The organism is Vibrio sp. AIC-3, assembly GCF_013114515.1.
GTDB classification, from domain to species: Bacteria; Pseudomonadota; Gammaproteobacteria; order Enterobacterales; family Vibrionaceae; genus Vibrio; species Vibrio crassostreae_C.
In genome coordinates this window covers 74,575-101,562 of the sequence record NZ_VTXG01000016.1, presented here as the reverse complement: position 1 = coordinate 101,562, position 26,988 = coordinate 74,575, and the positions used below count along the sequence as shown (strand labels likewise).

The window sequence follows — 26,988 nt, the reverse complement described above, 5'->3', positions numbered from 1 at the left end:
CAATTTTGATTCCGAAGAATCTGTTTTATCTAACGATAAAACGTTTTGATATTCATCAACGAGTGCCCACACAGATTGATAGGTTTAAATTGTTAAAGAGCTTTACTTGTTGAGCCTTCCTTTTAGTAAGGAGCCTCTCGAAGTGGACGGCCATTCTAGCGGATTAGATTCCAGTGTCAAACACTTTTTCCAGCTAATTTTTCAAAGCATCTTAAATGCTTATCACCGTCTTGTTACTCAGTTCAAACCGCTTGGTTATCCTTGGCAACGGAGGCGCATTATAGAGAGAATAATCCTTTGTACAAGGCTAAAAACGAAAAAAAGCCGCCACCGGCGACCGTTCGAACACTATTCACACAAAGCGTTTAAAATAGGTACGATTAAGCCTTAATTTCGGCCAATCGTACCTACCGTTCTTACTTCAACTATTGGTGAGCAATAATGCGGTCGTTGTTTACTAATAGCTGCACTTTCTTATCTGGATTAATTTTTCCTGCCAGTATCGCTTTCGCTAACGGGTTCTCGATACTTTGTTGAATCGCTCTTTTCAAAGGTCGTGCACCATATACTGGATCAAAACCAACTTGAGAAATTAACTTGAGTGCTTTATCCGAAACTTCAAGCTCATAACCATTGTCTTCCATTCTCATCTTAAGGTGCTCAAGCTGAATAGCGGCTATCGACTGAATGTGCTCTTGACCCAATGGATGGAACACCACGCTTTCATCAACTCGGTTCAAAAACTCAGGACGGAAATGTTTACCTACCACTTCCATCACTTCATTCTTTATTCCTTGGTAGTCGAGCGTATTGAAGTTCTCTTGAATTCTCGAAGAGCCAAGGTTGGATGTCATGATCACTACCGTGTTTCTAAAATCGACTGTACGACCTTGTCCATCAGTTAAGCGTCCATCATCAAGCACCTGCAATAAGATATTGAAAACATCAGGATGCGCTTTCTCTACTTCATCTAGCAAAATCACTGAATAAGGCTTGCGACGCACTGCTTCTGTTAAGTAACCACCTTCTTCATATCCAACGTAACCCGGAGGAGCACCAACCAAACGAGCAACAGAGTGTTTCTCCATAAACTCAGACATGTCGATACGCACCATTGCATCGTCACTATCAAACATGAAGTTCGCGAGTGTTTTACACAACTCCGTTTTACCAACGCCAGTTGGACCAAGGAATAAGAAAGATCCAATCGGCTTGTTTGGATCAGATAAACCTGCACGGCTACGACGAATCGCATTCGATACCACTTCGACTGCTTCCGCTTGGCCAATAACTCGCTTATGTAGAACACCTTCCATTTTAAGAAGTTTCTCTTTCTCGGCTTCTAGCATTTTAGAAACAGGTATGCCTGTTTGCTTCGATAGCACGTCTGCAATTTCTGCATCAGTGACCTTATTACGCAGCAGCGTCATTTCTTGCATTTCAGCTTGAGTCGCAAGATCTAACTGCTTCTCTAATTCTGGAATTCGACCGTATTGCAATTCAGACATTCGGTTAAGATCACCAGCACGTCTCGCAAAATCCATATCCATACGAGCTTGTTCTAGCTCTGACTTGATGTGTTGCGTGCCAGAAAGCGCGGCTTTCTCTGCATTCCACACTTCTTCAAGCTCTGCGAAATCTCGTTCTTTGTCAGAAAGCTCTTCTTGTAATGTTCGAAGGCGTTTTTCACTGGCTTCATCATTTTCATTGGTAAGAGCTTGCTGCTCGATCTTCAATTGAATGATTTTACGCTCGAGCTTATCTAGCGACTCAGGTTTTGAGTCGATCTGCATACGGATACTCGAAGCCGCTTCATCAATCAGATCAATCGCTTTATCCGGCAGTTGACGATCAGAAACGTATCGATGAGATAGTGTTGCTGCAGCCACGATTGCTGGGTCGGTAATTTCTACATGATGATGAAGTTCATAGCGCTCTTTCAAACCACGAAGAATCGCCACCGTGTCTTCAACCGTTGGTTCATCGACAAGCACTTTTTGGAAGCGGCGCTCTAACGCTGGATCTTTCTCTATGTATTGACGGTATTCATCAAGAGTCGTTGCGCCAACACAGTGGAGTTCACCACGAGCCAACGCTGGTTTTAGCATGTTACCGGCATCCATAGAGCCTTCACCTTTACCAGCGCCGACCATAGTATGAATTTCATCGATGAAGAGAATGATATTGCCCTCTTCTTTAGACAATTCATTGAGGACTGACTTCAAACGCTCTTCAAACTCACCACGATATTTAGCGCCAGCTACCAAAGCACCCATGTCTAATGAAAGTACGCGTCGGCCTCTTAAACCTTCTGGCACTTCATTGTTAATAATGCGCTGAGCCAAACCTTCAACGATAGCTGTCTTACCAACACCAGGTTCACCGATAATGACTGGGTTGTTCTTAGTACGACGCTGAAGTACTTGGATAGTACGGCGGATTTCGTCATCTCGGCCAATTACCGGATCCAGCTTGCCTTGCTCCGCTCTTTCAGTCAGATCGATGGTGAACTTCTCTAACGCTTGGCGTCGGTCTTCGGCATTTGGGTCATCAACTTTTTGACCGCCACGAACCTGCTCGATAGCTTGAGATAATTTTTGCTCAGTAAGGCCTAGCTCTTTAAGCAGGTTACCTAAAGGGCCTTTATCTTCAATTGCGGCAAGTAGGAAGACTTCCGAAGAAATGTATGTGTCTTGACGCTTTTGTGCGACCTTGTCACATAGGTTAAACAAAGTACCCATTGCATTCGACAGTTGAACATCACCACCGATACCACTTACTTTCGGTACACGATCTAATATTTCGCTTAGCTTTGAACGCAACTGAACCACATCAATATTCAACATGGTAAGCAATGGACGAATCGCACTACCATCTTGATTTAATAGCGACACCATTAGGTGTACAGGCTCTATATATTGGTGATCACGACCTAATGCGAGCGACTGAGCATCAGATATCGCAATTTGAAATTTACTAGTGAATCGATCGAGACGCATGCCAACCTTCCTACTCTTAGATATGTTTATCTTATGGTTAGAAGATGGATACGGTAACGCGGATTTTCAAGGGATAGGAATGAAGAATAGAGTTTATATAAAAATATAGTTGTGCTGGATGACTGGTTGCACTAGCTAAAGGTTACTCTAACCAAATAAAAGTAGCTTGGCGTCCAGTAATACCATCACGACGATAAGAATAGAACGCATCGGCATCAGCGAAGGTACATAGATTAGAGTCTGTCACAGAAGTTACACCAACTTTGTTCAGTCGTTGCGTTGCAAGCTGAGACATATTCGCTAGCCATTTGCCCGGTTCAGCTTTGGCTTCAAATGCAAGCTTAGCTTGAGAGTCAAAACTAACGAAAGCTTCCAACACATCATCGCCTACTTCAAAAGCTTGTTTGCCTATTGCAGGACCAAGCCAAGCAATGATCTTATTCTCTGAACCTAAGTTTGAAAACTTTGCGACGGCATTTTCAAGAATTCCACCAGCAAGACCACGCCAACCAGCATGAACAGCTGCAACTTGAGTGCCTTTGGTATCAGTAAGGATTACAGGTAAGCAATCGGCTGTCATCGCAGAACAAACAACACCTTTAGCTGTGGTAAACGTACCGTCAGCATCAAGAATATCTGCCGTAGGGTGTAAAACCGTAACGACATCTGTTGAGTGAGTTTGATGTAGCCATACCGGAGCGGCAGGCATATTAGCGTGTTGCTTGAGCCAGGCTCTGTTGTTTTCAACAAGCGAAGCATCATCCCCAACATGCATACCGAGGTTTAACCCTTGATAAGCACCTGTAGAACAACCATCGAAACGAGTCGAAGCAAATGCTTTCACGTTTTGAGGAGCGTTCCAGTCAGGGATGATCATTGACATGATTAAATGTCGTCTTCGTGATTTTCGCGAGCATCAACACGTAACGCTTCTGCCATCACAACCATGTCATTTGGAACAGGTGCGTGGAACTCAACTTCTTCACCAGTAATAGGGTGAACAAATTTAAGCATTACAGCATGCAGCGCTTGGCGATCAAAAGAACGAATCATTGTCGTCAGCTCTTCAGATGCACCTTTTGGAATACGTGCACGACCACCGTATGCAATATCACCTAACAGAGGGTGCTGAAGGTATGACATATGAACACGGATTTGGTGAGTACGACCTGTTTCTAGGCGTAGACGAATACGAGTATGTTCGCGGAAGTGCTCCGCAACACGGTAGTGAGTTACCGCAGGCTTACCTAATTCATTCACGTCCATCAAGGTACGCTTAGTTGCATGACGGCTAATGCCTTTCTCTACCACACCACCAGCGGTCATTTTGCCAATTGCAATTGCTTCATATTCACGAGTAATACGACGCTTAGCAAGAGCACGCACAAGACGAGTTTGAGCTGGAACCGTTTTAGCCACAACCATAAGACCTGTTGTGTCTTTATCAAGACGGTGCACAATACCTGCACGAGGCACTTCTGCAATCTGTGGGTAATGGAAAAGCAATGCGTTTAGTATGGTTCCATCCGGTGTGCCTGCGCCTGGGTGTACAACCAGATCGCGAGGCTTATTGATAACCAATAAGTCATCATCTTCGTAGACAATGTTTAGAGGAATATCTTGTGCTTCCCAGCGCTCTTCATCTGCAAGTTCAGCTTGCAAGATGATCTCTTCACCGCCCAAAACCTTAACGCGCGGCTTTGTAATAACTTCGCCATCCACTTGGATTTTGCCGTCAAGAAGCCACTCTTTAATGCGAGAGCGAGAAAAATCGGTAAATAGTTCAGCGACAGCTTGGTCTAAACGTTGACCTAACTGGCTGCTTTTTACTGTGTCTGTTAATGTGATCTGCTGAGCCATATCGAACTTTTTTAAAAACCGTGAGACTAATACCCATTAGTATGGATAAAATAGAATAATTGCATCATTGTATCTGTTACTGGTTAGAAAGTAACGGAAGCTTACGAAATATTTAATTCAAGGAATCGACGCCTGACATGAAACACCTTACTTTATCGGGTCTATTAGCCGTATCACTCTTGGTTGGTTGTTCAAGTAGTGAAGAGATAGTGCCAGATGTACCACCATCGGTTCTCTACTCTGACGCTCAAGAATCACTGCAGAGCGGTAGCTGGCTTTCAGCAATAGAAAAGCTAGAAGCCCTAGACTCACGTTACCCATTCGGCGCCTATTCTGAGCAAGTACAGCTCGATCTGATTTACGCTTACTACAAAAATGATGACTTGGCACTTGGCCTCGCTACCATTTCACGTTTCCTACGTTTGAACCCAACGCATGAGAAACAAGACTGGGTTCTTTACATGCGCGGCTTAACGCACATGGCGCAAGACCGAAACTTCATGCACGATATTTTTAATATCGACCGTAGTGACCGAGATCCTGAACCAGTGAAACTTGCGTTTGCTGACTTCAAGCGACTACTCGAACGTTTCCCTAGTAGCCCTTATGCTGAAGATGCACAAAAACGCATGTTCGCACTTAAGAACCGCCTAGCAGAGTATGACTTAGCAACCGCTGATTTCTACCTACGCCGCGAAGCTTGGATTGCTGCGATCAACAGAACGCAAGAGCTGCAAAAAACTTACCCAGACACCATTGCTGCGCGTAAGTCTTTAGATATCCAGCTAAAAGCTTATCAACAACTCGGCCTAGATGACGCTGTGTTAAGAACAGAAAAGTTGATTGAGTTAAACCCACTACCTTAATCAAACCTCTTACATCTCAATCCTAAAAGCGCGCTAATTTACTAGCGCGCTTTTTTTCATCTACATATCGCAAACTTGATGGATCGCATAATACACGGTATCTTCAAAAGATAACTTTTAACAAAACATCAACATGGAGTGTGGATGTGAGTAGGTTGTTATTATTTATCTGGATATCGCTATTTAGCCACTTATCCTACGCATTAGAACTGTCTCCATTAAGCAATAAGCCTTACATGGGTGACTTGGATGTGCTCAAAACCAAAGGAACGGTTAGAGTGCTAGTGTCTGCCGATCTTGGTTTCTATTACATCGAGGATGGCAAGCCAAAAGGCATCGTGGCAGAAATGCTCTACCACTTTGAGAAAAGCCTTCGTAAGAAACATCCCTATCTCAATGTTCAAATCATCCCCGTACAACGAGATGATCTACTTCCCTCTTTAGAGTCTGGCTATGGTGATGTCGCTGTCGCTAACCTAACGATCACCGATAAACGATTACGAACCATCGATTTTTCGGATCCGATGATTAAAGATGGTAAAGAACTCATTATCACAGGGAAAAAAGCCGAACCTATCACCGAAATCAAGCAATTGAGTGGCAAAGAGGTGTGGATACGAGCAAGCTCGAGTTACTTCGAGAGTGTACAAAGAGTTAATAAGGAGCTTAACGAGCTAGGTTTACCACCACTGCATGTCCACTTTATCGAGGAGTCATTACAAGACTACGAGCTGATAGAACTGGTTAACCAAGGTTATATACAAGGCACAATTCTGGATAACCATAAAGCCAAGCTCTGGATCGATGTAATGGAAAACATTCAAGTCCATAACGACTTACCTTTACGAGAAAATGGTCGTATTGCTTGGGCTTTAAGAAAAGACAGCCCTCAACTGAAGAAAGAGATAAACAAATACGTCAAGACCGCACGAACAGGCACCCTGCTTGGGAATGTCATCTACCAGAAATACATCGACAATACTCGCTGGTTAGGCCGAGCACTCAACCCCAATAAAGTAGACCGAGTAGCTAAACTCTCAGATGTCTTTGAAAAGTATTCGCGCAAGTATGAATTTGATCCTTTGATGATGTCAGCTCAAGGTTTCCAAGAATCAGGACTGGATCAGAGCCGGATTTCTCATCGCGGGGCTATTGGTGTGATGCAGGTATTACCGAGTACCGCCAAAGATAAAAACGTCAACATCAAGAACATCCATAAGGTGGATAACAACATCCATGCGGGTGTGAAGTATATGCGCTTTATCAAAGACCGATATTTTGACGACCCGGCAATATCACCCGACAATCAAATCTACTTTACCTTGGCTTCTTACAACGCTGGTCCTGCTAAGATCAGAAAGATGAGGAGCATTGCCAAGCAGAAAGGTTACAACCCAAACATCTGGTTTAAAAATGTAGAAATCATCACTCGCAAATACGTGAGTAAAGAACCCGTAACCTATGTTGCCAACATCAATCGTTACTTCGTAATCTATAAACAATTACAAGCTATCAATGCTATCCGAGAGGACGGCACAGCGAGATTACTGAACACTAACGACTAGGATCGCCTCCATCCCAGAGCTGGGGAGCCAAAGGTATTAGGTAAAGCTAAAAACACAAAAGCCGCATAAGAATACTTATGCGGCTTTTGTTTATCTAATTCTGAAGAAGCTTATGTAGCGACCTATATTACAAGACCTATATCACAAAACACTATTGAGTAAATTTCAATCAAGCACTTTCCATAGGCTGTAGGACGCCCCTAAAAACTGATTTAATTTTTAGCGAAGCCTTGCCTCCAAGTTATCGTTTTTCATAAGGATAACAAGCATTTTTCGCCAAAAAGATACTAAGACTTGCGTAAGATCACATTTGATTTTAATGCTTATCCCACCCAACCAAAACAAGATCTAGATCACATTTTTTATTCCTAAAAGTCGTAATCTGAAGTTAACCCATGAGGGATACAACAGAGGAAAACTTCTATGAAAATGAACATCACTGGTAAAAACATCGACATTACCTCTGCAATCCGTGATCACATAGAAAGCAAATTTAAAAAGCTAGATAAATGGCAAGTAGACATCATTGGCTGCCAAGCGAGCTTTAGCGAAGAACCAAACAAGAAGAAGAAATTTGAAGCGGTACTAACCGTACCAAAAGGCCAACTTGTTGCTTCATCAATCCATGACGACCTCTACGTAGCGATCAACGAAGTAGAACAAAAACTAGAGCGTCAACTCAACAAGCTACGCCATAAACCAGAAGCGCGCCGCGCTGAAAAGCCTGAAATCGAAGAGCTAGAAGCTGAAGTAGAATAAGGAAAGAGAACAGATTAAAAAATAGCGCCTCAGGGCGCTATTTTTTTGCTTGACGCTCGTAGCTCGCTTGCTTATTGTGTTTAAACATTCATAAAACAATCACTTTTTATGCACACTCAATCTTTGTTTATTTTTGACTTCTTTTTTCTTCCGTAAATCGGAGGCTGAGTCGTTTTAGAAAAACAAGTCAAAAACGAACAAGAAGCCTCCCACACTAGGGAGGCTTTTTTATAAGGACACATTTATGACTGACCGCTCAATTTCACTGGATGATATCCGCCTTCGTCTTAATGATTTAGATGACGAACTGCTGAGTTTACTTTCCGAACGTCGCAAACTCAGTATCGAAGTTGCGAAAAGCAAAGTAGAAACATCAAAGCCTGTACGCGATGCTGTTCGTGAGCAGCAGCTTCTGGTTAAGCTCATCAACAATGGTAAAGATAAATATGAGCTTGATGCGCAGTACATCACTAAACTGTTTCACACAATCATTGAAGATTCCGTTCTACTGCAACAGTCATACTTGCAAAATTTGGCGAATCCACAAAGCCGTAAGCCACTGGCTCGCGTTGCATTCTTAGGCTCTAAAGGCTCCTACTCTCATCTGGCGAGCCGTGAATATTTTAGCCGTAAGAATATGGAGTTGATTGAATTAAACTGTAATCACTTCAAAGAAGTAGCATCAACAGTAGAATCTGGCCATGCTGACTACGGTGTATTGCCTATTGAGAACACCAGCTCAGGGTCAATTAACGAAGTCTACGACCTACTACAACACACGACTCTTTACATCGTTGGTGAACTTTCTCAGCCTATTGAGCACTGCCTTGTTGCGAAAAGTGATATCCGTTTAGAAGACATCAAAACACTCTATTCACACCCACAGCCACATCAACAATGCAGTGAGTTTTTGAGTCGCTTAAAAGGCGTGAGTCTTGAATCTTGTGCAAGCACAGCAGATGCAATGAAGAAAGTAAAAGAACTGGATGGTGATGATGTTGCCGCTATTGGTAATGCGTCTAGTGGTAAGCTTTACGGCCTGCAGCCTATCCAAGGCAATATTGCAAACCAAACAGAGAACCATACTCGCTTCATCGTTGTAGCTCGCAAACCCGTTGAGGTTTCAACTCAAATTCCAGCTAAAACAACGTTGATTATGTCGACATCTCAAGAAGCTGGCTCCCTAGTGGAGACACTACTTATTTTGCAACGTCTAGGTATCAACATGACCAAGCTGGAATCTCGTCCTATCATGGGAAACCCTTGGGAAGAGATGTTCTATGTTGATTTAGAGGCGCACCTAGATTCAGATAACATGCAACAAGCGATAACTGAACTAACGGCCATTACCCGTCACCTGAAAGTACTGGGATGCTACCCAAGTGAAAACATTAAGGCGACTCAAGTTAAGTTGTCGTGAGCATGACGTGACTAGCATTTGGCCTATGATAGACCACTAAGTAAAATAACATCACTGCTAACGTAATAACGATTCGACCAAATGACGTACAAAAATATTTTGTTATATCTCAATTAGTTATTCGTTAGCAGGTTATTGTCAGCTATCAAACCTTTCTAGCTTCACCAAATCAACAGCTTCATTCACTCCATCTTCATTGATAAAACTTCCAACAATAAATCGAAAATCTAATTCCCTTCACAGGAACGCATCGAACTAAGTGCAATTAATAGCGAGCAAGCATTAAGTAACATAAAATCATCTGCTTAATTTATAAATAGTGTTGTCATTAACTATGAAGCTAAGTACTAAAATATTACTACTGATAACTCCTGTGATACTGATCAGTACCGCGGCTTCTAACTATATTATCTATTCAACGCAGAAAAGCAGCTTCATCAAACGCGAAGACAACGCACTTCAACTGAATATGGAAAAGTTAGCCGGGCATTTTCGACAGTCTCGCGCCTTCCTCAATAGCTACTCTTACACATTGACTCAAAGTGATATGGTTAAGCGGTACTTTTTCACCGAACAGAGTTTATCTCGCGATCTTGAATTGGTTAGTAATCTTCGAAAAGCCATACATGTATTGCAGGATGGTGATGAAAGTTATACTGGCTTAGCGATCCTCAATGGTGATCGAAAGCTCAATTACTACGCAGACAATAGCAATGATGTTAGAGCTCAGATTGACACTAAGATATTAGAATTTGTTGATCAACATTACCAAGAGACATTAGCAACATCGAGCACCAACTATATCCAAAACTCTCAAGGAGAAGGAATGTTGGTTCACTATGATATGCTAGGTAAAAAAGCCGTTGCTCCATCCACAAACAGCCCACTCAATGATGTTTTTTTTGTTGTAGTCTCGGTCTCTCTCGACAAATTTAATGCGCTGAGAAAACAGATAGAGTTCGACTACCAAACCAGTTTATTCTTCACATCCATAGCGGTTTCTTTGGAAAATGATGTCACCCACTCAGTCAAGCTTGCTCCAGAACTGTACGCCACGGTCGATCCGGCGCAATTCCTATTAGAAAACAAGCTCGATTCAATTTGGAACAAGCTGAGTTTGTCGTTTGCCCTGTCTGCGTTTGTGACTGTCGCTCTTCTACTCATGCTTCTGTCTCGCACTGTGATTACTCCAATAACGCGGCTCGATCGACAGCTACAGCAAGTCGAAAAAAAACAACGTAAGAACATCGAACGCTTGGGCACTCGTGATGAGCTTGGCCGCCTATCACAGCGTTTTTATGACATGTACCAAGAGTTAGATAACACCTACCAACAGACCAAGCTCTTGGCCGAAAATGACCAGTTAACCCAAATAGCCAATAGGCATCAGTTTCAAACCTTCGTTCAGCAATCGTTGCCAAAACCGAGTTCGAATACCGAAACCTGGGTTCTCTATTTTGACTTGGACAACTTCAAGTTTGTGAACGACAAATACGGGCATCAAATCGGCGACTCGATTCTGGTTTCTTTTGCTCAGCGTATTTCAGATATTTGTCGTCACTATAAAGAGGAGTTCGACGCTCATTGTATGCCAGCCCGACTTTCTGGAGACGAGTTCGTTGTCTACATTAACGCTCCTAGTCACCGAGGAAATGTCGCGCATCGATTCTCGAATGATTTACTGACTCCACTGCAAAAAGGTTTTGTCACCGAATCAGGCAGCTTTCCGATCACGGTCAGTATTGGTATTGCGACCTACCCTAATGATGGCAACTCAATCGAGAAGCTACTGTCCAACGCGGATACTGCGATGTACCAAGCCAAGCGTGCGGGGAAAAACCAATTTGCTGACTATTCAAGAGATTTAGACAAAGTAATTCAACGCCAAGCAAACATCGAGCGAGCACTCAGAGACAAGAACTTTGATGACGAATTTAGACTCGTCTATATGCCCTATATGGATTCAACCGGAGCCCATATTATTGGTGTTGAGGTTTTATTGCGCTGGGATTCGAAACAACTTGGTTTAGTTCCACCTGATGAATTCATTCCAATTGCTGAACAAACTGGATTGTTCGAACAAGTTGACCGTTGGGTAATTCAAAATGCATTCATGTCTTTTCATCGACTTCAGGCTCAATTTGATCACTCGGTACAGCTATCAATTAACTTATCTTCTGCAGGGATAGAAACGACGCACCTTGCTGACTTCATTAAAGAACATGCTGATATTAATCAAATTCCACCTAGCTTGATTGATTTCGAAATAACCGAAACATTTTACTCAGATTCACAAGGCTTTCCGTTACTCAACCAACTCTCGCTAATGGGCTATCGATTAGCGATTGACGACTTTGGATCTGGATATACTTCGATCACTCAACTGGTGCAGTATCCGACTCAAAAAATCAAACTAGATAAAGTCTTTTTAGACACCTTAATTGAAACCGATAATCAGAACATAGTAAAACCGATTATCGGGCTATGCCATGCTCAAGGCAAAAAGGTCACAGCCGAAGGCATCGAAACCGAAAGCATGCATCACTGGTTGCAAGATGCGCAGTGCGATATGCTGCAAGGCTATTACTTCGGTAAACCGATGCCATTGGAAGAACTGAACGAATGGTATCGACTACACCAACTCAATTTAATCGACAACAAAAAGAATCCAATACATGAAATCCGTCGTCATTGCGTCGCTGAACCCAGCTAAAATAAACGCCGTTAAAAGTGCATTCCTTTCTGCTTTTCCTGATTCTGAATTCGAATTCAAAGGTATCAGCGTCCCTAGTGGAGTGTCCGATCAACCGATGAGCAATGATGAGACTTATCAAGGCGCTCTAAATCGCGTTAACAATGCAATCCAAGAACTGCCAAATGCAGATTTTCATGTTGGGTTAGAATCTGGAATTGAAGGCAACGTTACCTTTGCTTGGATGATAATTGAAGCAAATGGTCAACGTGGCGAGTCTCGCTCTGCAAGCTTAATGCTACCACCTGTTGTGCTTGATAAACTCCAGCATGCGAATGAATTAGGAGACGTAATGGATGAAGTCTTCGGAACGGATAACATAAAACAAAAGGGCGGCGCAATTGGCTTACTTACACACAATCAACTATCTCGAAGTTCTGTGTATCATCAAGCTTTGATCTTAGCGCTGATCCCATTTGTTAACCCAGAACACTTCCCTAGCTAGATTTCATTGAAAGCATTTTTATCAAACATTTAGATTCGATAGATAAAAAGTGAGTGAGTCAGAAACAAAAAACGCTAACTTGTAGTTAGCGTTTTTATCGAATTCTTAAAGTGTGCTGTTTTAAGGGCTTACTTGAGTAGCAACCCCGAAATAGCAGCTTTCTCTTGTTCTGATTTAGCTTTTAGTTCGTTTGAACCGCGCGTGATAGTCGCCACACCCACTCCTAACATTTGACTCACCTGTCTCTGTGACATTTCACCTTTCATGAGTTCACAAAGGATATTCACTCGAGCAACCAAAGCATCTCGCTCATCAGATGTCATCATCATGGTCAACAACAGCTCATGCTGATCTTTTTCAGCCGCTGTTTTTACCAAATCCATTAGTTGTTGCCAATTATCATATTCAGGTTGTGATGCCATATATCTACACTTACTTTTAAATTTTGGCTTGAAGTAGCCGCTTAACGATTGAAAGCGTTTAACACTTTATACCGAAACACTAACTTTGATCCAATGCAAAAAAGCAGTAAGTGGAAATGGTTCGAACTCACTGCCTTTTATATTACTCAGCTTTAAACAAAAAGCATCGAGCCACTAATATTTAGTGGCTAGTTCATTAGGGGCCAAAAACGCGCCTTTCTCACCTAGAATATCTCGATAATACGTCTCGAACATCAAGATATTCTGAACGTAACCGCGCGTCTCTTTGAATGGAATCATTTCAATAAAGGCATACGCATCTAACTTTTCATCACTACGTGAACGCCACTGTTTTACTCTGCTAGGCCCTGCGTTGTAAGCGGCAAAAGCAAAAATACGGTTGTTGTCATATTGAGCAAGCAAACCATCTAAATAGTGGCTACCAATCTCAATATTCTTGCTGACATTATAAAGGTCGTCGCTTCCCTGATACTTAATTTGATGCTTTTTAGCCGTGTATTGAGCTGTCTTCGGCATGATTTGCATGATGCCACGTGCGCCAACAGGAGAGCGAGCTTCTGAATCCATCGCGCTTTCTTGTCTCGCTAAAGACATCAAAGTGATTGGGTCAATATCGTGTTTTTCGGCATAGAAGTTGAACCACCACTTGTGCGCAACTGGGAAACGTAAAGTAATATTGTCCCACATCTTCGCTGATATACTGGCCGTGACCGTTAGATGATTCCAACGTTTTGTCGCAGCATGAGCCGCAAGCATCGATTTTTGGTCTTTGTCTGCATTGGCTAATAACCAACGCCACTCACTCTTAGCTGCCGCAATTTTATCGCGTTCAATCAGCTCACCAATACGAGTCAATGATGTGTTAAAAGGTTTCACTGTTTCAGCATTGTATTTCAACGTGGATGTTGGGTACTGGATAGGCTCATCTAACTGCTTAGCTGCCGCTACACTGTAAAAGTTACGCTGCCCCATAATATCGGATAGTCTCTTGTTACCTTGAGCGCTATCCCCCGTCGCTATCTCAGCTCGACCCTGCCAATACTGCCAGCGAAGCGAAGCCTGATGCTTATCATCTAAGCGCGCTATCCACTCTTTCAAGCCAGTCCAATCTGCATGTTGGATAGCTAAGCGAGCACGTCGCTCCAGCAAGACCTGTTTCGATGAGCTCGCGAGCATTTTGTCTCGCCACGCCATCAACTCTTCAGAGTCGGTATTGATCAAGCGGAACGTTAGGTAGTCCGCTAACTCTTGGGATTTTTCTTTCGAAAACTTTTGAGCTTTCACAACATCATCAAAAACCTCTTGAGCGCTGCTTGCTGACTTCCTTGCCAGTTTCTCAAAACCAAACTCGGTTTGAGCTTGGTAAAATTCATTCGCAGGGTGCTTCTTGGCAAACGCGAGAACATCTTCAGGCTTGTTGAACAACGCCTTCATCTGCTTGGCTTGAGCAATTGCCTCATCATAATCTAATTGTTTAATTAGATAAGTCATCAACTTACCGTTACGGCCTTCAAACGCCAACAACATCCTTTCTAGTATCAACTCATCGGTTCTTAAGCCAGCTTTATCCCACTCTTCAAAAAGCGGGTCACATGCGTCATCAACACCACTGCCGCTTAACCAAAGTTGCTTCGCACCTTTAAACGCGATTTCTTGATTACCTTGCTCATAATGAGCTCGGTAATAGATACATTGGTATTTTTCGCCAGTCGGCTCTTGGGTTTGAAATTCCAATATCGTTTGCCACTGCTTTTGAGAGGCTAGTGAATCCAGATAAGGTGCGCGCATACGATTCGAAAATGGCAGGGCTTTGTTTTCTTCTATAAAAGTATCCACTTCAGCAGGTGTACGATCGCCTAAGCCAATAAGAAAGGCGCGATAATCTGTGTATGGAGTTAAAGGGTATGTTTGAATTTTATTACGTAGCGCCGAGTAAGCTTTTAGGTCTCGGTTGTCTAAAACCTCTTGCGCTCTGTCATAAACATCACGCTGCATTTCAAGCTCAGAGGCAGTGCTAGCCATAACCGTCGGAGTCAGTGAAAATGAAGACAAAATTGCTGCTGCAGCCACAGCAACCTTCGTATTACCAATGCGGAAAAACATTCGCTCTTTCCTTAGTGCGTGTATGAATACGTGAAGTCTATTTACGCCCGACATCACATCAAATGTAAAGGTTTTGAGTGTAAATATTATTAATATTTAACACTTCGCCTCAGAAGCCTATTAAATAAGGCTTTACTGATTATTGTGACAATAACTGGTAAGAATTTATCCAAGATTGGCTTTTCTACCCAAGGAGTAACATCTTTGGGGATATTGGTATAAAATAGCAGACAATTTTGAACAATAAATTAGGATCGATCGGCAATGGCTGAATACGTATATACCATGTCTCGGGTGAGCAAAACTGTTCCACCTAAGCGTCAAATTCTTAAAGACATTTCTCTTAGCTTTTTTCCTGGCGCTAAAATCGGTGTTTTGGGTCTAAATGGTTCAGGTAAATCTACCCTACTACGTATCATGGCTGGTATTGATACTGATATTGATGGTGAAGCTCGTGCACAACAAGGCCTTAAAGTCGGTTACCTACCGCAAGAACCTGTACTAGACGAATCAAAAACCGTGCGTGAAATCGTAGAAGAAGCGGTTTCTGATGTTGCAGACGCGCTTAAGCGTATCGATGCAGTTTACGCAGCTTACGCAGAACCAGATGCAGATTTTGATGCTCTTGCTAAAGAACAAGGCGAGCTTGAAGCACTGATCCAAGCAAAAGATGGTCACAACCTAGAAACAGCTCTAGAGCGCGCTGCTGACGCACTTCGTCTTCCTGAATGGGATGCGAAAATCGAATTTCTATCAGGTGGTGAGCGTCGTCGTGTTGCGATATGTCGTCTACTTCTTGAAAAACCAGACATGCTGCTACTTGATGAACCAACCAACCACTTGGATGCAGAATCAGTAGCATGGCTTGAGCACTTCCTTGTTGATTACAGCGGTACTGTTGTGGCAATTACCCACGACCGTTACTTCCTAGACAACGCTGCTGGCTGGATTCTAGAACTTGACCGTGGTGAAGGTATCCCATGGGAAGGTAACTACACATCTTGGCTAGAGCAGAAAGATGAGCGTTTGAAGCAAGAAAAAGCAGGCGAAAGCGCACGCCAAAAAACGATTGAGAAAGAACTTGAATGGGTTCGTCAAAACCCTAAAGGTCGTCAAGCGAAGTCTAAAGCTCGTATGGCTCGTTTTGAAGAAATGACGACTGGCCAATACCAGAAGCGTAACGAAACCAACGAACTGTTCATCCCACCGGGTGAGCGTTTAGGTGACAAGGTACTTGAAGTTAAGAACCTAACTAAGTCATTTGGTGATCGCGTTCTTATCGATGATCTATCATTCAGCATGCCTAAAGGCGCTATCGTTGGTATCGTTGGTGCCAACGGTGCAGGTAAATCAACACTGTTTAAGATGCTAAGTGGTGCTGAACAGCCAGACTCAGGGACAGTTGAACTTGGCGAAACGGTTAAACTTGCTTCTGTTGATCAGTTCCGTGACAGCATGGACGATACAAAAACAGTATTCCAAGAGATCTCTGAAGGCGCTGATATCATTAAGATCAACAACTTCGAAATCCCTGCACGTGCATACTGCTCTCGCTTCAACTTCAAAGGCAACGACCAACAGAAAATCATCGGTCAGCTTTCTGGTGGTGAACGTAACCGTGTTCACCTAGCTAAACTGCTAAAAGCGGGCGGTAACGTACTGTTACTCGATGAACCAACCAATGACCTTGATGTCGAAACTCTACGTGCACTTGAAGAAGCACTGCTTGAGTTTCCTGGCTGTGCAATGGTTATCTCGCATGACCGTTGGTTCCTTGACCGTATTGCGACCCATATCTTAGACTACCGTGATGAAGGTCAAGTTAACTTCTACGAAGGTAACTATACTGAGTACACTGAGTGGTTGAAGAAAACTCTGGGCGCACAGGCAGCAGAACCGCACCGTATCAAGTACAAGCGTATCGCTAAGTAAATTCGCTTGCATTTTGAACAAAGGCCGCAATAATAGCGGCCTTTGATATATCTAGCTTACACGTTACGCATCGATATAGAGAGATGAATTATGATTGAAAGACGTCAGTTTTCACGAGTTGTTTATCAAGTGCCAACTGAATTATCACAAGGATCAGTAAATGTGTCCGGTTCGGTACAAGACTTATCTCTTCATGGTTTACTCATTCAGTGCGATGACTTTCAGCAACTCAGCCATGATATTCCTGTTCAAGTCAGCTTTACGCTCGCAAACAGTGATATCAATATTCAGTTAGAAGCAACGATAGTCTCTACCATCAATACCTCAATGCGTTTACGCATAGAGCATTTAGATATTGATAGTATCAGCCACCTTAAGCGTCTTATAGAACTTAACGTTGGTGACGATGAACTGCTTTATAGAGAGATTGAGCACCTTACCGATTTGGGTAAAGAATAATATCTCCATAATCCTTTTTCTATTAGAAGCATTTAGTTAATACAGAACCATGTCTAAAAAAATTGCTATTACGATCCCCTCAAGCCAAGGGGAACAAACGTTTTACTTCGGCCGAAAAGCCGTGCTCTTATGCACCACTGCTCTTTTCTCTGTTCCAGCCTTGATCGGCGGAGCAACCTACATGCACTTTGAAAGTCAGCAAGAGCTGGCATCACAAGCTGGTGATGCACAGCAGTTGATCGAAACGCTGATTGTTGAAAAAGAGCAAACTGAGTTTCTTTACGCTGAACAGGTAGAAACAAACCACTCGCTGTCACAAACATTGACTGAGAAAGAAGGTGCGATTCAATTACTTGGTAAGCGTGTTTTCGATGTTGAATCCGTGCTTGGCCTTGCCGATGAAGAACTGCTTACAGACGATGTCTCTTTAGAAGATCGCATTGATGCTGCTGCGATAGATTCAGCAGTAAGAGCGACAATGTTCCGTTTGATTCCAAACGACAGTCCAATGACTTATCAACGAATCTCTTCGTCTTATGGTCGTCGCACAAACCCTATTTCAGGTAAGCGCCATAACCATACCGGTATCGATTTAACGTGTAAGCGAGGTGAAGAGATCCTAGCACCTGCTGATGGTGTCATTGAAACCGTTCGTCCAAGTAACAAAGGGTTTGGTAACTTCCTAACCATGCGTCACTCATTTGGCTTCATGAGCTCTTACGCACACCTTCAGAAATTCAAAGTACGCAGCGGTCAATTCGTCAGTAAAGGCGACGTAATTGCGAATTGTGGTAACTCAGGTAACTCTACCGGACCACACTTGCATTATGAGGTACGTTTCCTTGGCCGTTCATTGAACCCTCAATACTTGATGGATTGGACACCAGAGAACTTCAACTACGTGTTTGAAAAAGAAAAGAAAGTTAAGTGGGGCCCACTGGTTCAGTTGATTGATAATGTGGTTCGCTTGCAGATCAACCTAACGAACGTGCCTTACATTAGCTCGACCATAGACACTGTATCGAGTGAAGATAACAAAAAACCAATCACGACTAATTAGTTGTTAGTGGCTAACTATTTGTTAATGACTAAGACCTGTTGGTTTGGCCTATGATGATCTAATTGCTTTTAGCCTACAGTAGGCCAACTACTTTTAGTTCTGAATTAGATAAAAAAAGAGCGACCATCAGGTCGCTCTTTTGTATGATTTCAAATCAGTATTAGCCACGATGAATCGAGTCATGTGCTTGTTTTAACAGACTTTGGCTCTCTTGTAAGAATTGTTGTGAGTAATCACCAAACCAATCGCTCACTTGGTTAAAGCTATCAACAAATTTAGCTTTATCTTTGCCATCTAAGATTTCTAATGCTTCGCCGAAACAGCTATGGAAACGTCGAATCATCTCAATATTCTCATCCGAAGAAAGAATAATATCACCATACAAGTTCGGGTCTTGAGCAAACAGACGGCCAACCATCGCAATCTCAAGTCGGTAGATTGGCGAGCTTAGCTTCAGAAGCTGATCAATATTCGGGTTCTCTTTACTTAGGTGCAAGCCGTAAGCAAAAGAGGTGAAATGGCGTAGTGCTTGAATCAGAGTCATACCGTGATCGTGTTCAGCTGCATCCATCTGGCAAAGGCTCGCACCCCAAATACCAAATTGATTCAATAGCCATTGGTAGCTTTCAGAGTCGCGACCATCACTGTAAACAATAACCTGCTTAGCAAGGCTTGGCACATCAGGACCAAACATTGGGTGCAATCCAACAACTGGGCCTTGGTGCATGTTCATCATTGCCTGCAGAGGCTTTGATTTAATCGACGTCAAATCACAAAGAATACAATCGCTTGGCAGATTACCTAGCTTCGCAATCACACCTTCAGTTAGGTGAATTGGAACCGTAACAACCACAAGTCCGGCATTATCTAAAATCTCATCGGCTTTATCCCAATCTTGGCTGCCAAGGATTTTCACTTCGTAACCAGAAAGCTTGAACATACGGCCAAACAGACCACCAAGTTGACCATTACCACCAACGATAACCACTGAACGTAACTCTGGGTTAAGGCACTTAAAACCAGAATCTTTTTCACTGGCATAAGACTCACGCATCGTACGACGCAAAATATCTTCGATTAACTGCGGTGGAACCCCTATTTTCTCGGCTTCTTGACGACGAGACGCCAGCATCGCAGCTTCGCGCTCTGGTACATAAATAGGTAAACCATGTTCACTTTTTACTTCGCCCACTTTCTCTACTAGAGCGAGACGTTGAGCCAGTAAATCCAACATTTGTTTATCGACAACATCGATTTGGTCGCGTAATTCGTTCAGTTCAACGGCCATTTTATTCCTTACTAAATCTATAAACCCGTACTAATCTATAAGCCCACCTGGCGCAGATTTGTTAGCAACAGATCTTAAAATGCCCCATTAGATGAGGCACTTAAATTTTAAACTCTGACTAACCTTTCAAGCGGTTCTCTAAGAACGGGACTAATTCCGTATGTGCACGCTTCAATAGTGCCTCAGTTGAATCCCAATTGATACACGCGTCGGTAATAGAAACACCGTATTTCATCTCATTGAGAGGTATATCCGAGGATTGATTTCCTTCGTTAATATGGCTCTCAATCATCAAGCCGATAATCGACTTGTTGCCTTCGCGAATTTGATGAATCACATCTTCAGCCACCAGTGGTTGACGACGGAAGTCTTTACGAGAGTTTGCATGGCTACAATCAACCATCAATGCCGCCTCTAATCCAGACTTACCAAGCTCTTGCTCACATTCATGTACTGACACTGAATCGTAGTTAGTCTGCTTGCCGCCACGTAAAATTACGTGACCATTTGGATTACCTTGCGTTGTTAATAACGCAACTTGACCTTCGCGGCTGATACCCATGAAACGGTGGCTCGAAGAAGCAGCCTGCATCGCATTAATTGCAGTACCTAAGTTACCGTCTGTACCATTCTTAAAGCCGATTGGCATTGAAAGGCCACTTGCCATTTCACGGTGAGTTTGAGATTCAGTCGTACGTGCGCCAATCGCAGCCCAGCTGAATGTATCTGCTAGGTATTGTGGGCTGATTGGGTCTAGTGCTTCTGTCGCTAGTGGGATTTCCATCTCGGCTAACTCAACTAAAAGCTCACGACCAACATGCAGACCATGCTCAATATCAAACGTGCCATCTAGATGTGGGTCATTGATCAAGCCTTTCCAACCAACAGTGGTACGAGGCTTTTCAAAGTAAACACGCATTACAATATACAGTTGGTCGCTCAATTCTTCAGAAAGTGCTTTGAGGCGTTTTGCGTATTCTTTCGCCGCTTCTAGATCATGGATAGAGCATGGGCCACATACTACAAGCATGCGATGATCTTTCTTGTGAATGATGTTTGCGATAGTTTGACGAGACTCTTGAATGAAACGACGAGCATTATCACTCAAAGGCAGTTTTGCTTTTAACTCTTCAGGAGTAATCAGTACCTGTTCGTCGATGATATTGACATTGCTTAATTCACTTTTCTGCATAACTCAACCTGTATATTTATTTTTACACCCAACATTTCCATTTGGGCTAACAATCTTTAAAAACACAATAACAGCTACAAAAACGATTGCAAGTGTAAACAATAAAAAACATTTGATGTAAATTATAATTTACACTTACTATTTAACTCGTTAGAAGATACATAGCGGCCAAAACCACACCCTATACATACAAAAAAGGCGATATTTCTCATATCGCCTTCTTCAAACTTATAGAGTGTTTATTTATCACCCAGCGTTTAAAATTCGCTTAATTTGCTCTGAGGCCTCTTTCCACCGACTATCCGAGTGAAGCCTCGATAAATCGAAGCTGTGTTTTTTAAGCAATGAGTTAGCTAAAGGCACCTCTTGAATCGTTAAGTTGTCCAGAGCCTCTATTTGTGCATCTCGTTTATTACACATCAGCACCATGTCACAACCCGCACTTAAGGCCGCTTTCGCTCTGTCTGCCGGCCCCCCCATAATGGCAGCTCCTTCCATTGTTAAGTCATCAGAGAATACCAAGCCTTTGAATCCAAGCTGCTGCTTCAATACTTTCTGCAACCAATACTCAGAGCCACTCGCTGGCTGATCATCATAGTGAGAAAAAACCACATGTGCAGGCATCATCGCATCTAATATTCCAGCTTCAATTTGAGCCTTGAAAATGGCCATATCAGTTTCAAAGATGTCGTTTCTAGGATCATAAGGCGTTTCAAGGTGTGAGTCAGCAATCACGCCGCCGTGTCCTGGAAAGTGCTTCCCTGTCGTCGCCATGCCAACCGATTTCATGCCATTAATAAAAGCACTACTGTGGCGAACGATGGTATCAATATCTTCACCAAACGCTCGGCTACCAATCGCTTTACACTCGTGACCTTTATCTAATACAGGCGCAAAGCTCAGATCGATATCATGGGCAATCAATTCCGCAGCCATCAACCAACCAGCTTGTTCTGCTAACTGCTCACCATTATTCTTAGTCGCGAATTCTTGAGCGGCAGGGATAATTGAAAAGCCGTCGCGAAAGCGTTGAACTCGACCACCTTCTTGGTCAACACCAATCAAAATAGGACGTTTCGCTACCTTGCGGATCTCTTTAGTTAACGCCGACAACTGTTTGCTATCGTGGTAGTTTCGAGTAAATAAGATGAGACCACCAACGGTTGGATGCTCTAAAATTTCTCTGTCTTCAGCTGTCAGTTCGTAGCCTGCAACATCAACCCACAACGGTCCCATATTTATTCCTTATTAAACCTAATTTCATAAACTTCCCGAGATTATTCTCTTTAAATTTGCTTTACAATGTTTTTAAAACAATCTGTGGAAGACTTTAAGAATGCAGGGTAAGAGCTTAGGAATGGATCATAAAGAACTGTATATCGGTGTGATGTCGGGGACGAGTATGGACGGTGTTGATACTGCGTTAGTCTCGATTGAAGACGATAGCATTACATTGCTTGCTCATGATGAGTTCCCGATGCCTGATGACCTCAAAGCGCGTCTGCTTGAAGTCTGTATTGGTCAGAAAACCGATTTAATTGCCATTGGAGAACTCGACCACCAGCTTGGCCATCTGTTTGGCGATGCGGTTTTGCAACTTCTCGAAAAGTCAGGTACACCTGCATCTTCTGTGACTGCGATTGGTAATCATGGCCAAACGGTATTCCACCAGCCAAGCGGCGAATCTCCATTTACCATGCAGTTGGGTGATGCCAACATCATTGCCGCTAAAACACAGATTCAAACGGTTGCCGATTTCAGGCGTAAAGACATGGCATTAGGCGGACAAGGTGCGCCATTAGTCCCTGCCTTCCACCATACTATTTTCCAGCCACAAGACAGCTCAGTTGTGGTGTTGAATATTGGTGGTATCTCGAATATTTCAGTGCTGCGCCCTAATCAGCCAACACTTGGTTATGATACTGGCCCGGGCAATATGTTGATGGACGCTTGGGTTGATAAACACACGGGCGATAAGTTTGACCGTGATGCCCAATTTGCGCTTAAAGGTCAGCTCAATCAAGCCTTTCTCGAACAGTTGTTAAATGAATCTTATCTATCTCAAATACCACCGAAAAGTACTGGTAGAGAACTGTTTAATCTACCGTGGCTAGAGCAACAATTAACAGAATTTAAAGATCTTGCAGCAGAAGATGTTCAGCGCACACTTTGTGAATACACCGCATTGACGATAGCCAATGAAGTGGAGACTTATCGCTTGGGTGACCAGCCTGCACTGTATGTGTGTGGCGGTGGTACACGAAATCCATTGTTGATGAAGAGGCTGTCTGAACTGCTTCCAAGTTGGGAGGTTGACTCAACCACCAGTAAAGGCGTGGACGCCGATTACATGGAAGCGATGGCTTTTGCGTGGCTTGCTCAACGTCATATTCATCAACTGCCAAGCAATTTACCAGAAGTGACTGGCGCAAGCAGAGCGGCCTCTCTAGGCGTTCTCTATCGTGCTGACTAAACAACTTTAGAACCATCATTTTAGAATCACCATTTAAGGACCATTATGAGTAACGACGCTCTCATATCAGCACTCTCGCACCTCGTTTCGGAGGGGAGAAACCCTGACACTATGGATATTGATCTGCTCACCTCTCTCGAAGTGGTTGAAAAGATTAACCAACAAGACAAGCAAGTCCCGCTGGCGATTGAAGCGGAACTGCCACAGATCGCGAAAGCGGTCGATAAAATTGCTCATGTCTTTCAAAACGGTGGTCGACTGATTTATATGGGCGCAGGCACCAGTGGTCGATTAGGTGTGTTAGACGCCTCAGAATGCCCACCGACTTTCGGTGTTTCGGACAAAATGGTTATCGGCTTAATTGCAGGCGGACCAGAGGCGATTTTAAAAGCCAAAGAAGGTGCAGAAGACTCGCTAACTCTCGGCATTGAAGACCTGAAAGCGATTCAGTTTTCAGAAAATGATGTCGTGGTAGGTATTGCTGCGAGCGGTCGCACACCTTACGTGATTGGTGCACTCAACTATGCCAATCAGCTTGGCGCAGTAACGGTTGCATTATCTTGTAACCCTGACTCTCCAATTGCTGAAATCGCTCAAATCGCAATTAGCCCGGTGGTTGGCCCAGAAGCATTGACTGGTTCAACACGACTCAAATCAGGTACAGCACAAAAGCTGGTGCTTAATATGCTGACCACTGCCAGCATGATTCGCATTGGTAAGAGCTACCAAAACCTTATGGTCGACGTAAAAGCGACCAATGAAAAGTTGGTTGCCCGCGCCGCTCGTATCGTTATCCAAGCAACGGAGTGCGATAAAGCACTGGCGGTGTCGACACTTAAAGCGACTGATTACGATGTGAAGTTATCTATTTTGATGATTCTAACAGGGCTAGATTTAGAGTTAGCCAAGGCTCAGCTTGATAAGCAAAATGGCTTCTTGAGAAAAGCCGTCGAGAATAATCAGTAATCTTAATTTGGCTTGTAGCTTCTCATTTAGACAGCTACTTCAACGACATACAAAAAGACCAGCACACACGCGGTACTGGTCTTTTTTTAGTTTTAATTTTTTATGGCTAGCTTGGGCTTAATAGTCGTTTGAGAACTCGTCCCAGCCGCGTTGCCATTCCATACGGAAACGTTGAGCGTCTTCCGTACCAGAACACACGCCTTCATACACCTGACCAGATAAACCAATCTGATAAGCATGGTTCGGATTACAATATTCAGTCACACCTAGGTGATAACCTTCTGTGTAACTCGCTTGATCGACTGCGCCAAGCTCAGTCATCTCTGAATACGAACGCTGAGTGTGGCCTTTGATACCATCACGATAGCCAATCTCTTGCCAATTGCCTTCAGCTGCTAAATCTTGAACATTGGCGCTGCATCCTGCAAGGCTAAATGCCACGGCGAATAGTACGATTATTTTTTTCATTTCAATCCTTTATATTGTTACTTCACCACTTTCTGACGAAGCGCTGCCTTTGTGGTGATTCTCCGCTGAACGCCTATCGATGTCCACTTATTGTCTAATGTTCGCCACTTTAGGTTCATTCCGACCACTCAGAATCAATAGTCGCCGTTAAGCCAACTCAAACAACCTCTCTATAGAGCTAATAGGCCTCTCGATAGAAATATCGGCCACTCAGCACAGTGAACAAACCACTAAATCAGTTATAACACCGCTAAATTGGCTATTCGACCACTCACTCTCGTAGCGGAAGTTTCTTCTCATCGACTCCTTTATTATACACCCTGACTTAATTAATACATTCAGGGATAACAAATTATGATGTGGTTTCTTACCTGTGTCGCAGCACTCATTGGTGGCTACTTTATTTACGGTACCTTTATCGAGAAGATTTTCGGTATCAATGAAAAACGCCAAACACCTGCTCACACTAAGCAAGATGGCGTGGACTACGTTCCAATGTCGACACCAAAGGTTTACCTAGTTCAGCTGCTTAACATCGCAGGTGTAGGTCCAATCTTCGGCCCTATCATGGGTGCCCTTTATGGTCCAGCAGCAATGCTTTGGATCGTTCTAGGTTGTATCTTCGCAGGTGCAGTACACGACTACTTCTCAGGTATGTTATCTATCCGTAATGGCGGAGCTTCGGTTCCAACCATCACTGGACGTTACCTAGGCAATGGCGCAAAACACTTTATGAACATCTTTGCCATTGTTCTACTGCTTCTTGTTGGTGTGGTATTCGTATCTGCTCCAGCAGGTATGATCACTAACCTAGTGAACGACCAAACTGATTTCGCGATGTCTGCAACTACGATGGTTGTTATCATCTTTGCTTACTACATCATCGCAACGATTGTCCCTGTCGATAAAATCATTGGTCGCTTCTACCCACTGTTCGGTGCACTGCTTATCTTTATGTCTGTTGGCCTAATCACTGCGATTGGTCTATCTGACGAACACCAAATCATGGGGGGCTTTGAGATCAGCGACATGTTCACCAACATGAACCCGAATGACCTACCACTTTGGCCTGCTCTCTTCATCACTATCGCATGTGGTGCTATCTCTGGCTTCCACGCCACTCAGTCTCCACTAATGGCGCGTTGCATGGAAAACGAGAAAAACGGCCGATTCGTATTCTACGGTGCAATGATTGGTGAAGGCATCATCGCTCTAATCTGGTGTGCGCTTGCTCTGTCATTCTTCGGTTCAGTTGAATCTCTATCTGACGCGATTGCAAACGGCGGCCCTGGTAACGTGGTATACAGCGCTTCATTTGGCCTACTGGGTGTATTTGGCGGTATCCTTGCTTTCCTTGGCGTGGTTATCCTACCTATCACTTCTGGTGACACAGCGTTCCGTTCAAGCCGTCTTATCCTTGCTGAATACTTCAACATGGAACAGAAAACACTGCGTAACCGTCTACTAATGGCGTTACCACTGTTCGTTATCGGTGGCATCCTGACTCAAGTTGATTTCGGTATCATCTGGCGCTACTTCGGTTTTGCTAACCAATCAACAGCCGTAATGATGCTGTGGACAGCTTCAGCTTACCTACTTCGCCACAACAAACTGCACTGGGTAACAACAGTTCCAGCTATCTTCATGACGTCTGTGTGTATCACATTCATCCTGAACAACAGCCAACTGGGCTTCGGTCTACCAATGCAAATCTCAACCATCATTGGTGTAGTGAGTGCGCTAGGTGTTGCGGCTTACGTTATTAAAATTTCAAAAGGCAAAGGCGATATCGACCTAGCTGATGAAGAAGAGAAAGAAGCAAAAGGCGTTACCAAAACAGCCTAGTTCTTTAAGGCTCTTGGGAACAAGAGACACGTCTTCATAGAGAGACAAAAGAGCAGCCAAACACACTTCGCTTGCTCCCGTAATCACCCAGTG

General features: G+C 43.4%; 21 protein-coding genes and 1 other annotated feature. Of the genes, 12 read left to right on the top strand and 9 right to left on the bottom strand.

Translation table 11 applies throughout. The features are described 5' to 3' along the window. Positions 1-425: 425 nt before the first annotated feature. The 3 genes from clpB to rluD form a co-directional block, all read right to left on the bottom strand. Positions 426-2,999, bottom strand: coding sequence for an ATP-dependent chaperone ClpB (clpB, locus tag F0229_RS12850; protein ID WP_171732985.1), 2,574 nt, complete (start codon positions 2,997-2,999; stop codon positions 426-428). Positions 3,000-3,141: 142 nt separating this feature from the next. Beyond that, positions 3,142-3,882: a peptidoglycan editing factor PgeF gene (pgeF, locus tag F0229_RS12845; protein WP_171732984.1), complete on the bottom strand. Its 741-nt coding sequence runs from the start codon at positions 3,880-3,882 to the stop codon at positions 3,142-3,144. Between the two features lie 2 nt (positions 3,883-3,884). After that, positions 3,885-4,859 carry a 23S rRNA pseudouridine(1911/1915/1917) synthase RluD gene (rluD, locus tag F0229_RS12840; RefSeq protein WP_171732983.1) on the bottom strand — a complete coding sequence of 325 codons (975 nt, stop codon included), beginning with the start codon at positions 4,857-4,859 and terminating at the stop codon, positions 3,885-3,887. Positions 4,860-4,996: 137 nt separating this feature from the next. Here rluD and F0229_RS12835 point away from each other — a divergent pair, with 137 nt between their 5' ends. The 6 genes from F0229_RS12835 to yjjX all read left to right on the top strand — a co-directional run bounded on the left by F0229_RS12835 (position 4,997) and on the right by yjjX (position 12,666). Then, positions 4,997-5,725: an outer membrane protein assembly factor BamD gene (locus tag F0229_RS12835; protein ID WP_017059363.1), complete on the top strand. Its 729-nt coding sequence runs from the start codon at positions 4,997-4,999 to the stop codon at positions 5,723-5,725. 140 nt (positions 5,726-5,865) lie between these two features. Further along, positions 5,866-7,290, top strand: a complete 1,425-nt coding sequence (locus F0229_RS12830; protein ID WP_367613543.1) for a transporter substrate-binding domain-containing protein — start codon at positions 5,866-5,868, stop codon at positions 7,288-7,290. Positions 7,291-7,713: 423 nt separating this feature from the next. Continuing rightward, on the top strand, positions 7,714-8,049 hold the full coding sequence (gene raiA, locus F0229_RS12825) for a ribosome-associated translation inhibitor RaiA (RefSeq protein ID WP_004735034.1): 336 nt from the start codon (positions 7,714-7,716) through the stop codon (positions 8,047-8,049). 110 nt (positions 8,050-8,159) lie between these two features. Further along, positions 8,160-8,281 (top strand) — a sequence feature (Phe leader region). Positions 8,282-8,293: 12 nt separating this feature from the next. Beyond that, positions 8,294-9,469, top strand: a complete 1,176-nt coding sequence (pheA, locus tag F0229_RS12820; protein ID WP_010434870.1) for a prephenate dehydratase — start codon at positions 8,294-8,296, stop codon at positions 9,467-9,469. A 334-nt stretch (positions 9,470-9,803) separates the two neighbouring features. Continuing rightward, positions 9,804-12,182: a bifunctional diguanylate cyclase/phosphodiesterase gene (locus F0229_RS12815; protein ID WP_171732982.1), complete on the top strand. Its 2,379-nt coding sequence runs from the start codon at positions 9,804-9,806 to the stop codon at positions 12,180-12,182. Further along, the gene (gene yjjX, locus F0229_RS12810) at positions 12,145-12,666 is read left to right on the top strand and encodes an inosine/xanthosine triphosphatase (protein WP_010434866.1); all 522 of its coding nucleotides are present in this window, start codon (positions 12,145-12,147) and stop codon (positions 12,664-12,666) included. The genes F0229_RS12815 and yjjX overlap by 38 nt, the downstream gene beginning before the upstream one ends. Positions 12,667-12,794: 128 nt before the next feature. Here the strand turns inward: yjjX and trpR are convergent, their stop codons facing one another. Beyond that, positions 12,795-13,088, bottom strand: a complete 294-nt coding sequence (trpR, locus tag F0229_RS12805) for a trp operon repressor (protein WP_010434864.1) — start codon at positions 13,086-13,088, stop codon at positions 12,795-12,797. A 174-nt stretch (positions 13,089-13,262) separates the two neighbouring features. Continuing rightward, on the bottom strand, positions 13,263-15,212 hold the full coding sequence (gene sltY, locus F0229_RS12800) for a murein transglycosylase (RefSeq protein WP_016796218.1): 1,950 nt from the start codon (positions 15,210-15,212) through the stop codon (positions 13,263-13,265). 264 nt (positions 15,213-15,476) lie between these two features. On the opposite strand from sltY, the gene ettA reads away from it, so the two are divergent. From ettA to F0229_RS12785, 3 genes are all read left to right on the top strand, one after another. Next, complete coding sequence (gene ettA / locus F0229_RS12795; RefSeq protein WP_009848459.1) at positions 15,477-17,144, top strand: energy-dependent translational throttle protein EttA; 1,668 nt, start codon at positions 15,477-15,479, stop codon at positions 17,142-17,144. Positions 17,145-17,234: 90 nt separating this feature from the next. Then, positions 17,235-17,603: a PilZ domain-containing protein gene (locus tag F0229_RS12790; protein WP_016796214.1), complete on the top strand. Its 369-nt coding sequence runs from the start codon at positions 17,235-17,237 to the stop codon at positions 17,601-17,603. 49 nt (positions 17,604-17,652) lie between these two features. Further along, positions 17,653-18,663: a M23 family metallopeptidase gene (locus F0229_RS12785; protein WP_010434851.1), complete on the top strand. Its 1,011-nt coding sequence runs from the start codon at positions 17,653-17,655 to the stop codon at positions 18,661-18,663. 160 nt (positions 18,664-18,823) lie between these two features. On the opposite strand, the gene tyrA is transcribed toward F0229_RS12785, so the two are convergent. The 3 genes from tyrA to nagZ all read right to left on the bottom strand — a co-directional run bounded on the left by tyrA (position 18,824) and on the right by nagZ (position 22,379). Then, positions 18,824-19,951 carry a bifunctional chorismate mutase/prephenate dehydrogenase gene (tyrA, locus tag F0229_RS12780; protein ID WP_016767720.1) on the bottom strand — a complete coding sequence of 376 codons (1,128 nt, stop codon included), beginning with the start codon at positions 19,949-19,951 and terminating at the stop codon, positions 18,824-18,826. Between the two features lie 118 nt (positions 19,952-20,069). Continuing rightward, a complete protein-coding gene (locus F0229_RS12775) occupies positions 20,070-21,143 on the bottom strand; it encodes a 3-deoxy-7-phosphoheptulonate synthase (RefSeq protein WP_102385430.1) in 1,074 nt (357 codons plus the stop codon). Between the two features lie 246 nt (positions 21,144-21,389). Further along, positions 21,390-22,379, bottom strand: coding sequence for a beta-N-acetylhexosaminidase (nagZ, locus tag F0229_RS12770; protein WP_171732981.1), 990 nt, complete (start codon positions 22,377-22,379; stop codon positions 21,390-21,392). Positions 22,380-22,500: 121 nt separating this feature from the next. Between nagZ and F0229_RS12765 the strand changes: the two genes are divergently transcribed. Both F0229_RS12765 and murQ read left to right on the top strand, forming a co-directional pair. Continuing rightward, a complete protein-coding gene (locus F0229_RS12765) occupies positions 22,501-23,616 on the top strand; it encodes an anhydro-N-acetylmuramic acid kinase (protein WP_171732980.1) in 1,116 nt (371 codons plus the stop codon). Between the two features lie 45 nt (positions 23,617-23,661). Beyond that, a complete protein-coding gene (gene murQ, locus F0229_RS12760; protein ID WP_032545650.1) occupies positions 23,662-24,582 on the top strand; it encodes an N-acetylmuramic acid 6-phosphate etherase in 921 nt (306 codons plus the stop codon). Between the two features lie 117 nt (positions 24,583-24,699). Here murQ and F0229_RS12755 read toward each other — a convergent pair whose 3' ends face one another. After that, on the bottom strand, positions 24,700-25,050 hold the full coding sequence (locus F0229_RS12755; RefSeq protein ID WP_017059350.1) for a DUF2799 domain-containing protein: 351 nt from the start codon (positions 25,048-25,050) through the stop codon (positions 24,700-24,702). A gap of 354 nt (positions 25,051-25,404) precedes the next feature. Between F0229_RS12755 and F0229_RS12750 the strand changes: the two genes are divergently transcribed. Beyond that, positions 25,405-26,895 (top strand): carbon starvation protein A, encoded by a 1,491-nt coding sequence (locus F0229_RS12750; RefSeq protein WP_017062863.1) that lies wholly within the window; start codon positions 25,405-25,407, stop codon positions 26,893-26,895. The last annotated feature ends 93 nt before the right edge of the window (positions 26,896-26,988 follow it).

Excerpts from the sequence above, each read along its gene's own strand:
- clpB (WP_171732985.1), bottom strand. The coding sequence starts at position 2,999 with ATGCGTCTCGATCGATTCACTAGTAAATTTCAAATTGCGATATCTGAT.
- pgeF (WP_171732984.1), bottom strand. The coding sequence starts at position 3,882 with ATGTCAATGATCATCCCTGACTGGAACGCTCCTCAAAACGTGAAAGCA.
- rluD (WP_171732983.1), bottom strand. The coding sequence starts at position 4,859 with ATGGCTCAGCAGATCACATTAACAGACACAGTAAAAAGCAGCCAGTTA.
- F0229_RS12835 (WP_017059363.1), top strand. The coding sequence starts at position 4,997 with ATGAAACACCTTACTTTATCGGGTCTATTAGCCGTATCACTCTTGGTT.
- raiA (WP_004735034.1), top strand. The coding sequence starts at position 7,714 with ATGAAAATGAACATCACTGGTAAAAACATCGACATTACCTCTGCAATC.
- pheA (WP_010434870.1), top strand. The coding sequence starts at position 8,294 with ATGACTGACCGCTCAATTTCACTGGATGATATCCGCCTTCGTCTTAAT.
- F0229_RS12815 (WP_171732982.1), top strand. The coding sequence starts at position 9,804 with ATGAAGCTAAGTACTAAAATATTACTACTGATAACTCCTGTGATACTG.
- yjjX (WP_010434866.1), top strand. The coding sequence starts at position 12,145 with ATGAAATCCGTCGTCATTGCGTCGCTGAACCCAGCTAAAATAAACGCC.
- trpR (WP_010434864.1), bottom strand. The coding sequence starts at position 13,088 with ATGGCATCACAACCTGAATATGATAATTGGCAACAACTAATGGATTTG.
- sltY (WP_016796218.1), bottom strand. The coding sequence starts at position 15,212 with ATGTTTTTCCGCATTGGTAATACGAAGGTTGCTGTGGCTGCAGCAGCA.
- ettA (WP_009848459.1), top strand. The coding sequence starts at position 15,477 with ATGGCTGAATACGTATATACCATGTCTCGGGTGAGCAAAACTGTTCCA.
- F0229_RS12790 (WP_016796214.1), top strand. The coding sequence starts at position 17,235 with ATGATTGAAAGACGTCAGTTTTCACGAGTTGTTTATCAAGTGCCAACT.
- F0229_RS12785 (WP_010434851.1), top strand. The coding sequence starts at position 17,653 with ATGTCTAAAAAAATTGCTATTACGATCCCCTCAAGCCAAGGGGAACAA.
- tyrA (WP_016767720.1), bottom strand. The coding sequence starts at position 19,951 with ATGGCCGTTGAACTGAACGAATTACGCGACCAAATCGATGTTGTCGAT.
- F0229_RS12775 (WP_102385430.1), bottom strand. The coding sequence starts at position 21,143 with ATGCAGAAAAGTGAATTAAGCAATGTCAATATCATCGACGAACAGGTA.
- nagZ (WP_171732981.1), bottom strand. The coding sequence starts at position 22,379 with ATGGGACCGTTGTGGGTTGATGTTGCAGGCTACGAACTGACAGCTGAA.
- F0229_RS12765 (WP_171732980.1), top strand. The coding sequence starts at position 22,501 with ATGGATCATAAAGAACTGTATATCGGTGTGATGTCGGGGACGAGTATG.
- murQ (WP_032545650.1), top strand. The coding sequence starts at position 23,662 with ATGAGTAACGACGCTCTCATATCAGCACTCTCGCACCTCGTTTCGGAG.
- F0229_RS12755 (WP_017059350.1), bottom strand. The coding sequence starts at position 25,050 with ATGAAAAAAATAATCGTACTATTCGCCGTGGCATTTAGCCTTGCAGGA.
- F0229_RS12750 (WP_017062863.1), top strand. The coding sequence starts at position 25,405 with ATGATGTGGTTTCTTACCTGTGTCGCAGCACTCATTGGTGGCTACTTT.